The following is a 15,005-nucleotide window of genomic DNA, read 5'->3' as shown; positions in this document are numbered from 1 at the left end:
TCGATTCATGAAGGGATGCTGATGCCGGGTCATCGCGCGCGCAGATTGTTCCACTGCTCGCCGGTGATGGTGTTCGACCAGTAGACCTGGCCCGTCGCGACCGACACGATGCGCACGCGGATCGCGCTGTCACGGCGCGTGCCGAGCGCGTTGTCGATGACGCGCGAGCCGTTGGCGTTGAGCGAGTAGACGTTGTCGGTCAGGCCCGCGTTGCTGCCGTCGAGGAAGGTCGTGATGCGGTAGTTGCCCGGCGTGAAGTCGCTGTAGTCGATGCCGACCGAGTTGCAGCAGGATGCGTAGGGAGAGGGGCCGCCCTTGAAGATCGTCGCGCTCGGCGCGGGGGGAGGGAGGACGTCGCGCGGCGTGACCGTGTTCGAGGTCGTGGACGCGCCCGTGGCCCCGTTGTCGACGGCGCGCACCTGGAAGCGGTAATTCGAGCCGAACGCGCCCTGGAAGGTGTGCTGCCGGTCGCTGCCCACCCGCTGCCAGCCCCAGTTGCGGCCGTCCTCGGAGATGTTGATCTCCCAGCGGTCGATCGGGCTCGTGCTCGGAGCGTTGCCCCAGGTCAGGGTCACGGTGCGATCGCCGCGGGCGCCGACGGCGGCCTCCGCCCAGTTGGGTGCTCCCGGCTCCGGGGTCGCGGCGTTCGCGCTCCGCTGCGGCGGGCTCTGGAGCCCCGACGGGCCGATCGCGACGACGTCGACGGTGTAGCCGTTGCCGACGACCCCGATCGCGGTCGCCGAGAGGGTGGTGCCGCCGACTCGGCCGGTCTGGCCGTCGCTCAGCCGCCACTCGTACTCGGCGACGTCGCGGCCGTTGCCGCTCGCGGCGCTCCAGCTGAAGTTCACGCGGCCCGACCCGTTGCTGGTCGCCGAGATCGACACCGACCCGGGGGCGCTCGGCGTGCCGAACGGTCGCGCGGTGGCGCTCTCCTGCGAGACGGTGCTCGAGCCGAGGACGTTCCTGGCGCTGATCCGGAAGGTGTACGCGGTGCCGTTCGCGAGGCCGCCGATGGTCGTCTGCGCGACGTCCGCGCCGACCGTGGTCGACCCTCCCGACCAGGTGATCGTGTAGTCGAGGATCGGCTCGCCGTTGGTCGCGGGCGCCTGCCAGCCGATCACGACGGCCTGATCCTGCTCGCTCACGATCGACGGGGGCGCGGGCTGACCCGGCACGTCGCGCACGGTCAGCAGCAGGCGCCCCTGCACGTGCCTGCTCGGGTCCTGCGTCGCGTCCTGGACGGTGTACACGACGCTCACGACGCCGATGAACGAGGAGTCGGGGTCGACCGTGACGGTGCCGTCGGGGGTGAAGCGCACGCCGGCGGAGGTCTCGGCGGCGTTCTCGACCTCGGCGCCGATGAGCTCGAGGGACTGGCCGGCGAAGGGGTTGAAGTCGTTGGCGAGCACGTCGACGGAGGTCGTGACGCTGCGCTGGCCCTTGCTCTCGTCCGTGACCGCCTGCACGAGCGGTCGCTGCGAGGCGACGACCGTGACGGTGATCTGGCCGGGGACGACGAAGTCGCGGTACCGCAGCTCGACCGACAGCGTGGTCGAGGCGCCGGGCTGCACCCCGAACGGCGCGGACACCGTGAGCTGCGAGCCGCCGAGCGATGCCTCGATTCCGCTCGTCGGCACCGAGAGCGCACCGTAGGCGACATCGGCGATGACGGCGCGGTTGGGATGCGCGGTCGAGCTGCGCAGATCGACCGTCTGAGCCGCCTCCCCCGCTTCGATCTCGAGCGACAGCGCCGTGAACTCCGGCGGCGCGTCGCGGAAGTCGGGATCGCCGACCGTGATGGGCAGTGTCAGGAGGGCGGTGTTGCCGTTCGGGTCGTCACCGGAGGCGCCGTCGGTGACCTCGAAGACGATCGAGGCCTGACCGCGGAACCCCTCCGCGGGCGCGTAGCGGATGGTGTCGCCGTCGACGACGAGGCTCGAGCCGTCGGCATCGCTCGCGCGCACGCTCTCGGCGCCGGTCAGGATGGCGGGGCGGCCCGTGGGGACGACGACGATGTCCGCGAGATCCCACTGGATCTCGCCGTCCATCTCGACGAGCTGCTGCTCGAGATCGGGGCGCAGGTACGGCGGCGACTCGCGCTCCTCCGTGACCGACGGCGGCACGACGATGAAGGCCGTCGCCGTGAGCTCCGGGTCCTCCGGATCGGTCACGCGGTACGCGACGGCGTGCCGCTCGTCACCGGGCGTCACCGTCACGGTGCCCGCGCTCTGATCGACGCCCGCGCGCTCGGCGTTCGGGCCCTCGGTCGAGATGAGCAGGTCGCTGTCGCGCCCGTTCGGGTTCCCGATGAGCTCGCGGACGTCGACGACGATCGGGTCGGTGCCCGACAGCTCGCTGTCGAGCACGTAGTAGTCGCCGGCGGTGGGGAATGCGATCTCGGCGGAGGAGGTGACCTCGACCTGCACGAACGCGCTGTCGACCCCGCCGTTGCCGTTGGTCATCTCGTAGCGCAGCGCGTAGCCGCCCTCGGTCTCCGGAGCGGTGACGATGACCTTGGAGCCGTCGACCTCGGCCTCGATCCCGTCGTCGACCTCGAGAAGCTCGCGCGCGACCCGCAGCGGGTAGCCGTTCGGGTCGGAGTCGTTCGCGAGCACCTCGACCGATGCGGTGCGGCCCGGTCGCACCTGGATGCGGTCGTCCACGGCCGTCGGCTGCGCCTGCACGTCCGGCCGCGGGACGACGCCGACGACGATCTCGCCGACCGCTCGCTCGCCGAGCGCATCCTCCACCTCGTAGGAGAAGCGGTCGGTGCCGCGGGAGTTCGCGTAGGCCTCGTAGACGAACCAGGTCGGCCCGCTGTCGACGATCGCGCCGAGGCCCGGGGGGGCGGCCAGACCCGCGAGCACGACCGAGTCGCCGTCGGGGTCGATGTCGTCGAGCGGCACATCGATGCGCACGGAGGACCCGGCGAAGGTGCGGGCGGTCTGCTGCGGCACGACGGGCGGCTCGTTGGCGTCGACGTCGCGCGGCGTCACGACGAAGGTGGCCGTGGCGGTCGCCGACTCGCCGTACTGGTCGGAGATCCGGTACACCACCGAGTACTCGCCCGGCGCGTCGGGCGCCTGGAAGCGGAGCACGTCGCCCTGCGTGAACGCGAGCCCCTCCCCCGCTCCCTCGGTGTCGGCGAGCTCGGGATCGAGAACGATCCGCGCCCGGTCGGGATGCACATCGTTGTCGAGGACGGCGACGCTCGTGAAGTCGCCGACGCGGACGGTGCGGCGATCGTCGACCGCGAGCGGGGGCTGACGATTGACGATCGGTGGGACGGGGACGATCGTGACGCCGGCGACGGCCGTCGCCGCCCCGTCGGAGATCGTGTAGCTCACCTGCGTCTGCTCGGTGAGAGCGGCCGAGGCGGTGATGCGGATGATCGTGTTGTTCAGCAGCTCGACCGACACCCCGTCCGCGGTCGATTCCGTCGAGACGGACTGCACGGCGAGGACCGAACCCGTGGGTGAGACGTCGTTCGCGAGGACGCGCACCGACGTCGGCTCGCCCGCGCGGAGGTACGCGACGTCCTTCACGGCGATGGGCGCGAGCGGCTCCTCGGGGCGGGGGCGCGCTTCGATGCGGATGAGGCCGACGCTCGTGGCGGCCTCCGCTCCCAGCCCGTACTTCAGGTACACCGCGCCAGGCTCGGTGGGCGTCACCGAGATCCGCCCCGACTCCGGGTTGAGCTCGGCGGTCACCGACTCGGGCACCTCGTCGATCGAGAGCAGCCGGAGGGCGGCCCCGGACGGCGAGACGTCGTTGAGCAGCGGCTCGATGACGACGGTGTCGCCGACGATCACCTCGGCGAAGTCCGGGGTTCCGACGGGGGTGAGGCTGCCGGCGGCGACGACTTCGATCTCGAGCTCGCCGCTCGCGCTCGACCGGCCGTCGGAGACCACGAAGGACACGGTCTTCGCCCCGAGCTCGCCCGAGCGGTGCCGGAAGGTCACGAAGCCGTCGGGCGTGAAGCTCAGCTCGTCCGAGGTCGTCGCGGCCGCGCTGTCGAGGAAGATCTCGTCGCCGTCGGGGTCGCGGAAGTTCGGCAGAACGTTGTACGTGATCGACTGGCCCGCCTCGACGGCGGTGCGGCTCGATCGCAGCTGCTCGGGCGCCCCGTTGGAGTCGGGGCCGGTGAAGGCGAGCGAGACGGTCGACTCGGCGACGCCTCCCTGCCGGCCGTCGCTCACCGTGTACCGGAAGCTCGCGCCGCCCGCGGCCGCGGCGCCCGGCGTGAACTGCAGCGCCCGGCCCCCGTCGATGAGGTCGATGCGCCCGATCGTCTCGGGCAGCGGGCTGAGGTTGGTGATCACGAGCACGTCGCCGTCGGGGTCGGTGTCGTTGTCGAGCACCGGGAGGATGGTCGTCCTGCCTGCGCGCACCCCGTACTCGTCCGGGCGCGCGATCGGCGGGCGGTTCTGCTCGGTGCGCTCGGCGAGCGTGTCCTCGAACGACTCCTCGGAGGACTCCTCGTCGCCCTCCTCGCTCTCCTCCAGCTGCGGCGGCGTGATCTCGTCCCAGTTGTCGACCAGGCGCAGCGAGCTCTCGAGCACCCAGGTGTTGCCGTTGAGCAGGTTGTTGAGGGCGATGACGGACCGGTTGACCCGGAACTCCAGGCGCGCGCCGCTCGTCGGCTGCTCGATCTCGAAAGTCGCCGGCTCCGCATCGTCGCAGGCGTAGAGGTAGGTGCGCCCCTCGGGGAACGCGGCGTGGATGCACCCCTCGAGCTGCACGGGGGCGGCGACCTGCTCGGGCGCGCGGGCGACGGCCGAGGTCGCGTCGATGACCTCCACCTCGCCTCCGCCCAGCGGCACCCGGATGACGCCTCCGCCCGTGGCGATGACGACCTCGTCGCGGGCGTCGCTCGGCTGCTGCAGGCGCAGGGCGTCGTGATCGAGCTCGATCCGCCGGCCCTCCCCCGTGACGACGACGTCGGCGGCCTCGTCGAGGAGGACGGGGATGGATCCGACGACGGTGAGCTCGTGCTCGCGGGGCATGTCGAGCGTCGACTCGACGGGGGCGAAGCCGGGGCCGTCGATGCGGTAGATCAGGCCCTGCTCGGGCGAGGTGGCGTGGACGACCCCGTCGCGGCCCACGACGGCGCGGGCGTCCTCGCCGAGCTCGAGGTCGGGCTCGCGCGCCGCGGGGTCGAAGCTCAGCTCGTCGGCGACGTCGACGACCCACAGCGCACCGGTCGCCGGGTCGAGCACCGCGAGTGTCTGCTTCCCGAGCGACAGCGCGGCGCCCGCCGGCAGCTCGGTCCGCTCGACGAGCGTGGAGCGCGCCTGCTCGATCCGCTCGAGCGTGCCGGCCTGGCGGTCGTGGAGGAGCACGGTGCGGGCATCCTGCAGCACGTCGATGTCGGTGCCCGCGGTCTGGACGCCCGCGGTCAGCTCGTCGATCTGCCGGTTCAGGCGCCCGGCGAGCGAGTCCTCGCCGTTGGTGACCCACACGTCGCGCGAGTCGAGATCGACCTCGGAGACAGGGAAGCCCTCGTAGGCGACGGCGATGCCGACGGGCACGCCCGCGAGGATCGCGACCGCGAGGGAGGATGCGATGGTGCGTCGAGATCGCGTCACCGCGCTCAGCAGCGTCACCCGGTCATCCCCATGCGTCGTCGTACCCCGAAACCAGCCGTCACCGTAACACGCGGATTAATCACCTGCGATGGGGAGTCCTACCCCTGCTGGTCGAGCAGGGCCAGATCGTCCATGCTCACGAGCCGGGTCACGACGGCGTACTCCACGAGGCGGGCGCGGCGCTGCGTCGCGAGCTTGCCCGGGCCACCGCGCAGCCCCTGCACGCCGATGCGGTCGAGCTTGTCGCACACGTTGTCGAGCTTGCGGTTGAAGGTCGTCAGCGGCCATCCGAGGCGGGCGGCCGCGTCGGCCGAGCTCGGGATCGCTCCTCGGCCCGGCACGCTCTGGCGCAGGACGTCCTCGGCGAGGGCGACGATCAGCAGGCGCTGCGAGGAGGTGAGGCTCACGGGCATCCGCGTCGTCGAGCCGGGCTCGGAGTCGAGCGTCGGCACGGTATCGAAGTAGTCCTGCTCGGTGTGCACGGTGAAGTCGTAGGTGGTGGAGCCGGCGCTGAACATCACGTGCAGGGCGGGGAAGACGATGGGCAGCCGGGCGCCCGGGCCGAGCCAGGCCTGCACCGCGCCCGAGCCGTCCGAGACCGTCGCGGAGAGCACGCCTCCCACGTTCGAGAGCCACCACAGCCCGTGCTCGGCGTGCACGCGCAGGAAGGTGCGGTGCAGGAAGGGATTGTCGTCGATCGTCAGATCGGACTCGCGGCCGATGCCGAGGCCCTCGGCGGGGTCGACGTCGGTCCACTCCCCGCAGAACTCGATGCGGGGCGCGCGGGCGTCGGCCGCGGGGATCGGGAGGGATGCGGTCACGTCGCTCATTCGGGGTAGCAGCTCTCGAGAGGGGCCGCGGATGCGCGGCCGGCGCGGATGATCTCGGCCTCGATGCAGACGCGCGCACCGGGGGCGGAGAGGGGCACGACGATCGCGTCGCCCTCGACGGGCCGGCGCTCGCCCGGCTGCTCGGCACGGGCCCAGCGCAGCTGATCGCCGTCCTCCGGCTCGGGGTTGGCGATCGTGAAGACGACGGCGCTCCCGTCGGCGCTCGGCTGGGCGGTGACCAGCACGGGCGAGGGGACGGTCACGACGGGGATCGCGATGCCGGGCTCCGACGTCGGATCGTTCGATCCCGCCTCGGGCCGCTCTCTGACGTCGCCGCCCCCGACGACGACCGCGATCGCGATCGCGGCCGCCAGGAGCAGGCCGCCGACCGCCGCGAGAGCGCCGATGACGCGGCGACGGCGCACCGGGACGCCGTCGGCGGGGGCCGGCGATGGGCTCTCCGACGCGGCATGCGCAGGGCCGTCGGCGAGGTCCGCATCGAGGGGGATGCCCGTTCCGGAGGTCGCCGCCCGAGCACCCGCTGCCGCCCCGAGCCCGCCGCCCGCGGGACGCCTCGGGTCGGGCGAGCGCACGACGGTGTCCTCGACGCGCGGGGCCGCGGCGGACCCGTCCGCGCCCACCGCGCCGGCGCCGGAGGCGCCCGCCCGCCGCACCGCGGTCGCGTCGCTCGCGCGCACGACGGTGGCGTCCTCGGCGCGCAGCACGGTCGCATCCTCGGCGCGCATGACGGTCGGGTCGTCCAGAGCGCTGGACGCGGCCGGAGGCGCCGCCGGGGCCGTCGGCGCAGCGGGCGCCCCGGGCGCGATGACCGTGACCCCGCGCACGCGCGTCTCGTCGCCGGGCACCGGCTCCTCGCGCTCGACCGGGTCCTGCACCACGGCGGGCACGTCGAGCGGCGTCGACGCGTAGCCGAGCTCGAGCTCGACCCGCTGCAGCGCTCGGCCGAACTCGATCGCCGTGGCGTAGCGGTCGGCCGGGCTGGTCGCCATGCCCTTCCGCAGCACCGCCTGCAGCGAGGGGGGCACGTCGTCGCGCGGCAGCGGCGTGATCGCACCGCGCTCGATGCGGCCGATGAGGTCGAGGGCGCCGTTGGGACGCCCCGGGATCTCGAAGGGCGTGCGCCCCGCGAGCAGCGTGTGCAGGGTCGCGGCGAGGGAGAAGACGTCGGATCGGACATCCGGCTGCGGGCGATCGGCGAACATCTCGGGAGGCGACCACGGCACGCTCATGCCGACCGACTGGCTCTCGGTGCTCGAGCCGCCCCGCAGCTCCGAGAGGGTCGTGGTGTGAACGACGGCCTCGTCGATGACGCGGGAGGAGATGCCGAAGTCGGTCAGCGCCGGCCAGCCGTAGTCGTTCGTGAGCACGTTGGCGGGCTTGATGTCGCGGTGCAGGATGCCCGCGGCGTGCGCGGTCGCGACGGCGCCGACGAGCCGCACGCCCGTGCGCAGGGCGTCGACGACGGTGAACGGGGCGCGCTTGGCCTGCTCGCTGAGGCTGGGGCCCGAGCAGTACTCCATGACGAAGTAGGGCCGGTCGTCGGGGGCGATGTCGGCGTGGAAGATCGTGACGATCGAGGGATGCGCGCTCAGGCGCGCCATCAGGTTCGCCTCGTCGACGAACGCGGCCCGCGCTCCCGAATCCAGTCCGTCCGCGATGAGCACCTTCACGGCCACCTGCCGGCGCGGCAGCAGCTGCTGGTACAGGAAGACGTCGCTGAACCCTCCGGCTCCGAGGAGCCGGACGAACTCGTAGCCCGGGAGCTCGGGCGGCGTGCTGGGCGCGCGGCGCATCACCGGCTCCGCACGGCGAGCGTGGTGCCGCCGAGGTCGATGACCGTTCCCTCCAGGACGGGCGTGGCCTCCCCCGCCCGCAGCAGCTGCGGGGGCTTGCCGGGCATGCGGAGGGTCGTGCCGTTGCGCGAGTGCAGGTCGGTCACGACGACCGTGTCGCCCTCGAGCGCGATGCGCACGTGGGTGCGCGAGATGTCGGGGTTGTCGGGGATGACGACCAGTCGGGGCACGGCGCCGCTGGAGACCTTCGCCGCGATCGGCGCTCGGCCGACGACGACGGGGCCGGTAAGCGGCTCGATCTGGCCGGAGTCGACCTCGACCACGTATCGCGGGGCGGCGGCCGCCGCTGCCGCGGGGGGCGGGATGACCCGCTCGCGCTCGGCGAAGCCGGGGATCTCGCGACCGACGACCGTGAGCCCGTCGTGGTCGCCGACGAGCGCCGCCTCGGCGGGCGTGCGCACGACGGTCTCCTCGAAGAGGCCTTCGTCGGTCTCGAACGGCTCGGTGAGCGTCTGCTCCGCGACGGGTGCGCTCTCGACGGGGGATGCCGCCTCGGGAGCGGGCGCCGCCACGGGATCGGGCACCGCGACCGAGGTCGGGGCGGGCTCGGGCGTCTCCGCCAGCGGCGAGCGAGAGGCGCGCGGTGCGGCGCCGGCCCGCAGCTCGACCGCCGCAGCCCGGACGACGCCCGCCTCGAGCGGAAGCGCGCCCGCCTCGAGCCCCGGCGCGCCCGCCTGGGAGCCGCTCGCCGACGGCGCGATGCGGATCACGTCGAAGGACGGGACGACCGACTCGCGCCACGTGGAGACCTCGGCGCCATCGAGCGCGTCGCGGGCTCCCGCCGACTCGACGGCGATCGCGAGCGCTCCGCGCACGAACGCGCGGGCGGCGGCGGCGCGCGCATCGACGATCGCGAAGGGGGGCATCGCAGCGAGGCCCGCGCTCGAGAGCACCTCGAGGACGTGCGTGACGGGGTCGTCGAGACCGAGCGCATCCCACAGCGACGACGGCGTCAGCGCGCTCGGCGCGGACGCGTCGGGAACGAGGACGGCCACGCCGCCGCGGACGGCGAGGAGCGCGCCGTCGCCCGGCGTGTAGTGCGCGGTCATGCGGCGCCCCCGCCGGCTCGGGGAAGGGTGTCCTCCAGCTCGGCGCCGGGCCGCTCGCGCGTGGATGCGATGCTCTCGCGCGCGCCCGCGCCGACGAGCGCGGTCGCGCTGGAGGACTCCACGACGATCGCCGTCACGTTGTCGGAGCCGCCCGCCGCGACCGCCGCCTCGACGAGGGCGTCGGCGACAGAGCCCTCCTCGCCCGCGGCGCCGTGGCGCATGAGGAGCTCGGCGATCGCGTCGTCGCTCAGTTCACGCGTGAGGCCGTCGGAGCACAGCAGGAAGACCTGCTCGCCCGAGACCGGCAGCAGCCACACGTCGGCGACGACGTCGGGGCGCACCCCGACGGCGCGCGTGATGACGTTGCGGTCGGGATGCACGAGCGCCTCGGCGGCGGTCAGATGGCCCGTGTCGACGAGCTCCTGCACGTACGAGTGGTCGACGGTGAGCTGGGTGAGCTCGCGGCCGGTCCACTCGTAGAGGCGGGAGTCGCCGACGTTCGCCGCCATCCAGTAGGCGGAGTCGCCTCCGCCTCGCACGAGCGCGAGAACGACCAGGGTCGTCCCGGAGACGCCCTCCACGCCGTCGCGCTGCGACTGCGCGCGCACGGCGTCATTGGCGGCGGCGATCGCGTCGATGAGCTCGTCGACCGTGGGCACCGCCTCGGCGGGCACGCGCTCGGCGAGAGCGGCGATCGCGGTGCGACTGGCCACATCGCCGCGCTCGTGCCCGCCCATCCCGTCGGCGACGACGAAGAGCGGGGCGGCGGCGCGGAAGCTGTCCTCGTTGAGCGGCCGGACGGCGCCCGCGGAGGTCTGCGCGGAGACCGCGATGCGGGTTCGCCCGGAGCCGACGGGAACCACCGTCTCATCGCGCACGAACAACGCCCCTTCGATCACCGACCTGTCGGTGGACAACCCTAGCGACTGATTGAGGAGCACTCAGTGCCGCATTCACGGCGCTCGAGCATCCGACCTCTCATTCGGAGGAGCTCGCGTGCGCGGGCGCCCCGATCAGCGCTCGCGGGACTCGCTCGCGCCGCGCACCGACGCCTCGCCCTCGGCGGCCGTCTCGACCCCGGCCGGCGCCTCGTCGTCGTCGGGACCCGTGAGGCTCGGGATGTGCCGCTGCTCACGACGCAGCTTCAGCAGGCTCGCGGCGACCGAGACCGCCATCGCCAGGATGATGACGATGAGCGACGTCCAGGTGTCGATCTCGGGCACGGGGAGCGGCTCCCCGCCGTTGATGAACGGAACCTCGTTCTCGTGGAGGGCGTGCAGCACGAGCTTGACGCCGATGAAGGCGAGGATGAAGGCGATGCCGTACTTGAGGTACTCGAGCTTGTCGACGAGGTGGCCGAGGAGGAAGTAGAGCTGGCGCAGGCCCATGAGGGCGAAGACGTTCGCCGTGAAGACGATGAACGGGCTCTGCGTGATGCCGAAGATCGCCGGGATCGAGTCGAGCGCGAAGATCAGGTCGGTCGTGCCGATCGCGATGAAGACGATGAGCAGCGGCGTGAAGAAGGTCCTGCCGTCGATGCGGGTGCGGATCTTCATGCCGTCGAACTCGTCGGTGATCGCGATGCGCTTGCGGAGGAATCCGATGAGCTTGGACTCGCGCTCCTCGTCGTCATCGCGGCCCGAGAACGCCTGCTGCGCCGCGGTGATGAGGAGGAAGGCGCCGAAGATGTAGAACACCCAGCTGTAGGCCTCGATGAGCGTCGCGCCGAGCAGGATGAACACGCCGCGGAACAGCAGCGCGAGGATGATGCCCACCATGAGCACCTCCTGCTGCATCTTCTTGGGCACCGAGAACTGGGCCATGATGATGACGAAGACGAAGAGGTTGTCGATCGAGAGGCTGTACTCCGTCAGCCAGCCCGCCACGAACTCGCCGCCCGCGTCGGGCCCGACGAACGCGAACATGAGCCCCGCGAAGATGAGCGCGAGCGTGACGTAGAACGCCACCCACAATCCCGACTCCTTGGGGCTCGGCACGTGCGGGCGCCGGACGACGAGCAGGAGATCGGCGACCAGGATGATCGTCAGGACGACGAACGATCCGATCTCGAACCAGGCGGGGATGACGTAGTCCACGGGGACCTTCCGTTCGGGGGTGCGATTCGGGGGTGCGCTGAGGGCCGAAGGTCTCTCCCCCGCGGATCGCGGCGCCTGCCCGGGGCCTCGACGACGGAGCCCGTGATGACGGAACAGGCGAATCGGGATACTCCCCTTCGCTCCGGCGAGTCTACCGTCGGCCGCCTCCACGTCTGCCGCGCGGACCCCCGGGGACGACGAAACCCCCGGCATGACCGGGGGTTTCGTGGGTGGTGACCCCAGCGGGATTCGAACCCGCGTTACCGCCGTGAGAGGGCGGCGTACTAGGCCGCTATACGATGGGGCCGTTTGCGACTGGACGAGTATGGCATACGTCCGAGGCTGAATCCAAACCGGCGACGACCGCCTCCGATCCGCGCGAGGGCGGGCTTTCGAGAGGCATCAGGCGAGCACGCGCAGAGCTCCCGGCTCGACCTCCACATCGATCGGCAGAGGGGCGATCCGCTCGCCGTCGGCGTAGGCGACGATGCCCTCCGCCTCGATGCGGATGCGGCGCGCGCGCATCGTGACCACGCGCGGGTCGGTCACATGCGTGCCCGCGAACACGCGCGGGAAGATGCGGAGGAACGCGAGACGCGAGAGCGGCCGCACGAGCATGACGTCGAGCAGCCCGTCGTCGAGCAGCGCCGCCGGCGTCACCGTCATGCCGCCGCCGAGCGAGGTGTTGTTGCCCACCGACACCAGAAGCGCGCGCTCGCGGAGTTCGACGCCGTCGACCACGAGCCGGTAGTCGATCGGTCGCAGTCGCGCGAGCTCGACGAGCAGGGCGATCGTGTACCGGCTGCGCCCGCGCGGCCGGCGCATGCGGTTGGCCCGCTCGTTGACGATCGCGTCGAACCCGGCGGAGAGCACGCAGGCGAAGCGGCGGGAGCCGCCGCGCGCGCTCGCACTCCCGGTCGACGTCGTGGCGAACTCGATGCGGGCCGCATCGATGAGCCGCGGGCCGCGATCGAGGGCCGCGAGCATCCCGATCACCGCCGCCTCGGGGTCGTCGAGGGCGATGCCGAGGCCGCGCGCCATGTCGTTGCCGGTGCCGCTGGGGATGATCCCGAGCGGGATGCCCGTGCCCGCCGTGAGCTCCACGCCGAGGTTGACCATGCCGTCGCCGCCGACCACGACGAGGGCGTCGACGGCCGAGGCGAGCCGCGCGACCGCATCCGCTCGCAGAGCATCGAGGCTCGAGGCGACGAGCTCGTGGACGACGTGGCCGCGCTCGCGCAGGAGGGCGACGGCGAGCGGACCGACCTCGCGCCCCCGGCCGAAGGACGCGGTCGGGTTGATCGCCACCGCGAGCGTGCGCATCGTCGTCACACTTGCCGATTATGGGGGCGGACCGCCCGCGCGCGGCGGGCGGTCGGGCGCGGCGCGCCGCTCAGTTCGGCTCAGCTGCCGCGGTTGTTCTGCAGCTCGAACACCGCGAGCAGCTCGGCGACGGCCTTCTCGCGCTCGTCGCCGCCGGCGTCGAACATGTCGGTCACGTGCGTGCGGAGGTGGTTCTCGACGAGCAGCTTGTTGAGGCTGCGGAGGCTCTTCTGGATCGCGAGCGACTGGGTGATGATGTCGACGCAGTACTCGTCGGCCTCGATCATGCGCTCGATGCCGCGCATCTGGCCCTGGAGGATGCGCGCGCGGTGGAGGGAGCGCTTCTTGATGTCGTCGATCATTCGGCCATGGTACCCCCCGGGGGTACGCGCGGGCAATCACCGCGCCCGTGACGCGCCGTCCAGGGGCGGTGACTACAGTGTCGCCATGATCCTGACGAAGCGCGAGCACGCCTGCCTGGTCCTCGAGCACGAGGGGGCGACCCTCGTCATCGACCCCGGAGTCTTCACCGCCCCCTTCGACGCCCCCGGGCTCGCGGGCATCGTGGTGACGCACGAGCACGCCGATCACGTGACGGCCGAGCACCTCGACCGCCTCCTGGCCTCCGCCGAGGGGGTGGAGCTGTTCGCTCCCGCCGGGGTCGCGGCAGCGCTGCCGGGCTACGCGTGGCAGATCGTGACCGCGGGGGATGCCCGCAGCGCCGGCCCCTTCTCGCTCGCCTTCTCCGGGGGCCGCCACGCGGTCATCCACGCGAGCATCCCGGTGGTGGACAACCTCGGGGTGATGGTCAACGACGCTCTCTACTACCCGGGCGACTCGTTCACCGACCCCGGGGTCGCCGTCGACGTGCTCGCCGTGCCCGCGAGCGCGCCGTGGCTGAAGATCGGCGAGGTCATGGACTACCTCGACGCGGTGCGGCCGCGGAGGGCGCTCCCGACGCACGAGCGCGTGAACTCCGACGCGGGCAACGCGATGGCGAACGGCCGCATCGCTCACGTGGTCGAGTCGCACGGCGGCGCGTTCTTCCCGCTCGTCGCGGGCGAGACGCTCGAGATCTAGCCGGCAGGGGCGCCCGATGCGCCCGGGGAGCCCGACCGGCCGGGGGCGTCGAGCGCGTCGATGTAGCGCAGCACGATGCCCTCGCGCAGCGCCCACGGCGAGACGATCAGCGTCGGCACGTCGAACACCTTCATGGCCGTGCGCAGCAGGATCGCGCCGGCGAGGATCTGCGGGCCGCGCTCGGGCGTGATGCCGGGGAGGTACTGCCGGACGTCGGAGGGCATCTCGCGCAACGTCGGCTCCCACTCGCGCAGGCCCGTGTAGTAGATCGGCGCCGGGGCGCCCGTGATCGGATCGGCGGGGCCGCCGACGAGGCGGCCGAGCGAGCGGATGGTCTTGGAGGTCCCGACGACCCGCGTGGGCTTCGGCCGCTCGGCGAAGAGCGCGTCGCGCGCCTCCGTGAACGCGGCGCGGGCGTGGGCGCGGAGCGCCGACACCGCGTCCCGCGTCGGGGGGTCGCCCCGCAGGAAGCGCGCGGTCGCCCTCGCGGCGCCGAGCGGCAGGGAGACCTGCGCATCCGGGTACTCGTCGGCGCCCTGCGCGATCTCGAACGAGCCTCCGCCGATGTCGAACAGCAGGATCTCGCCCGCCGACCAGCCGAACCAGCGCCGCACGGCGAGCATCGTGATGCGCGCCTCGTCGTCGCCCGAGAGCACCTGGAGCTCGACGCCCGTCTCGCGCGCGATCCGGGCGAGGACCTCCTCGCCGTTGGCCGCTTCGCGGATGGCGGAGGTCGCCGTCGAGATGACGTCGTCGACGCCGATCTCCGCGACCGTGGCCGCGGCGCTGCCGATCGCGTCGATGAGGAGGTGCTGCCCCTCCTCGACGATCGCGCCGTCCTCATCGAGGAAGCGCATGAGACGGAGCGTCGAGCGCTCGGAGCGGTAGGGCACGGGGCTTGCGCCGGGATGCGCATCGACGACGAGCAGGTGGACGGTGTTCGAGCCGACGTCGATGACTCCGAGGCGCATGCGTCGAGCGTACGCGGGGCGGCGCCCTGCGCAGACGACGAAACCCCCGGGAGCACCGGGGGTTTCGGAACGCTGGGGTACCTGGACTCGAACCAAGAACAACTGAACCAGAATCAGCCGTGTTGCCAATTACACCATACCCCACCGGGGTACTGCGGGCTCGCGCCCTGCAGTGACTCCGTGGCACCGCTAGG

General features: G+C 72.4%; 10 protein-coding genes and 2 tRNA genes. 1 reads left to right on the top strand and 11 read right to left on the bottom strand.

Going from position 1 to position 15,005, the window contains the following annotated elements; translation table 11 throughout:
• Positions 1–29: 29 nt before the first annotated feature.
• The 9 genes from ASC54_RS08325 to ASC54_RS08285 all read right to left on the bottom strand — a co-directional run bounded on the left by ASC54_RS08325 (position 30) and on the right by ASC54_RS08285 (position 13,122).
• A complete protein-coding gene (locus ASC54_RS08325) occupies positions 30–5,606 on the bottom strand; it encodes an Ig-like domain-containing protein (RefSeq protein ID WP_055898281.1) in 5,577 nt (1,858 codons plus the stop codon).
• Between the two features lie 80 nt (positions 5,607–5,686).
• The gene (locus tag ASC54_RS08320; protein ID WP_055859774.1) at positions 5,687–6,418 is read right to left on the bottom strand and encodes a hypothetical protein; all 732 of its coding nucleotides are present in this window, start codon (positions 6,416–6,418) and stop codon (positions 5,687–5,689) included.
• Positions 6,415–8,232, bottom strand: a complete 1,818-nt coding sequence (locus tag ASC54_RS08315; protein ID WP_055898279.1) for a serine/threonine-protein kinase — start codon at positions 8,230–8,232, stop codon at positions 6,415–6,417. Before ASC54_RS08315 ends, ASC54_RS08320 begins: the two co-directional genes overlap by 4 nt.
• The gene (locus ASC54_RS08310) at positions 8,232–9,341 is read right to left on the bottom strand and encodes an FHA domain-containing protein (protein ID WP_055898274.1); all 1,110 of its coding nucleotides are present in this window, start codon (positions 9,339–9,341) and stop codon (positions 8,232–8,234) included. Before ASC54_RS08310 ends, ASC54_RS08315 begins: the two co-directional genes overlap by 1 nt.
• The gene (locus ASC54_RS08305; RefSeq protein WP_235451432.1) at positions 9,338–10,219 is read right to left on the bottom strand and encodes a PP2C family serine/threonine-protein phosphatase; all 882 of its coding nucleotides are present in this window, start codon (positions 10,217–10,219) and stop codon (positions 9,338–9,340) included. Before ASC54_RS08305 ends, ASC54_RS08310 begins: the two co-directional genes overlap by 4 nt.
• A gap of 135 nt (positions 10,220–10,354) precedes the next feature.
• Positions 10,355–11,437, bottom strand: coding sequence for a TerC family protein (locus tag ASC54_RS08300; RefSeq protein WP_055898271.1), 1,083 nt, complete (start codon positions 11,435–11,437; stop codon positions 10,355–10,357).
• A gap of 231 nt (positions 11,438–11,668) precedes the next feature.
• Positions 11,669–11,744 (bottom strand) — tRNA-Glu (locus tag ASC54_RS08295).
• Positions 11,745–11,839: 95 nt separating this feature from the next.
• Positions 11,840–12,760 (bottom strand): diacylglycerol kinase family protein, encoded by a 921-nt coding sequence (locus ASC54_RS08290; protein ID WP_200932320.1) that lies wholly within the window; start codon positions 12,758–12,760, stop codon positions 11,840–11,842.
• 80 nt (positions 12,761–12,840) lie between these two features.
• Entirely contained in the window at positions 12,841–13,122 is a 282-nt protein-coding gene (locus tag ASC54_RS08285; protein WP_055859760.1) for a metal-sensitive transcriptional regulator, read from the bottom strand.
• Positions 13,123–13,207: 85 nt separating this feature from the next.
• Between ASC54_RS08285 and ASC54_RS08280 the strand changes: the two genes are divergently transcribed.
• On the top strand, positions 13,208–13,840 hold the full coding sequence (locus ASC54_RS08280; RefSeq protein WP_055898269.1) for an MBL fold metallo-hydrolase: 633 nt from the start codon (positions 13,208–13,210) through the stop codon (positions 13,838–13,840).
• On the opposite strand, the gene ASC54_RS08275 is transcribed toward ASC54_RS08280, so the two are convergent.
• Both ASC54_RS08275 and ASC54_RS08270 read right to left on the bottom strand, forming a co-directional pair.
• Entirely contained in the window at positions 13,837–14,811 is a 975-nt protein-coding gene (locus ASC54_RS08275) for a Ppx/GppA phosphatase family protein (RefSeq protein ID WP_055898267.1), read from the bottom strand. The genes ASC54_RS08280 and ASC54_RS08275 overlap by 4 nt on opposite strands.
• Positions 14,812–14,883: 72 nt before the next feature.
• Positions 14,884–14,955: transfer RNA gene (locus ASC54_RS08270), tRNA-Gln, on the bottom strand.
• Positions 14,956–15,005: the final 50 nt, after the last annotated feature.

The sequence above is a fragment of the Yonghaparkia sp. Root332 genome, from assembly GCF_001425665.1.
GTDB lineage: Bacteria > Actinomycetota > Actinomycetes > Actinomycetales > Microbacteriaceae > Microcella.
This window is presented reverse-complemented; position numbering and strand designations above follow the sequence as displayed.

Excerpts from the sequence above, each read along its gene's own strand:
- ASC54_RS08280 (WP_055898269.1), top strand. The coding sequence starts at position 13,208 with ATGATCCTGACGAAGCGCGAGCACGCCTGCCTGGTCCTCGAGCACGAG.
- ASC54_RS08315 (WP_055898279.1), bottom strand. The coding sequence starts at position 8,232 with ATGCGCCGCGCGCCCAGCACGCCGCCCGAGCTCCCGGGCTACGAGTTC.
- ASC54_RS08285 (WP_055859760.1), bottom strand. The coding sequence starts at position 13,122 with ATGATCGACGACATCAAGAAGCGCTCCCTCCACCGCGCGCGCATCCTC.
- ASC54_RS08290 (WP_200932320.1), bottom strand. The coding sequence starts at position 12,760 with ATGCGCACGCTCGCGGTGGCGATCAACCCGACCGCGTCCTTCGGCCGG.
- ASC54_RS08320 (WP_055859774.1), bottom strand. The coding sequence starts at position 6,418 with ATGAGCGACGTGACCGCATCCCTCCCGATCCCCGCGGCCGACGCCCGC.
- ASC54_RS08275 (WP_055898267.1), bottom strand. The coding sequence starts at position 14,811 with ATGCGCCTCGGAGTCATCGACGTCGGCTCGAACACCGTCCACCTGCTC.
- ASC54_RS08310 (WP_055898274.1), bottom strand. The coding sequence starts at position 9,341 with ATGACCGCGCACTACACGCCGGGCGACGGCGCGCTCCTCGCCGTCCGC.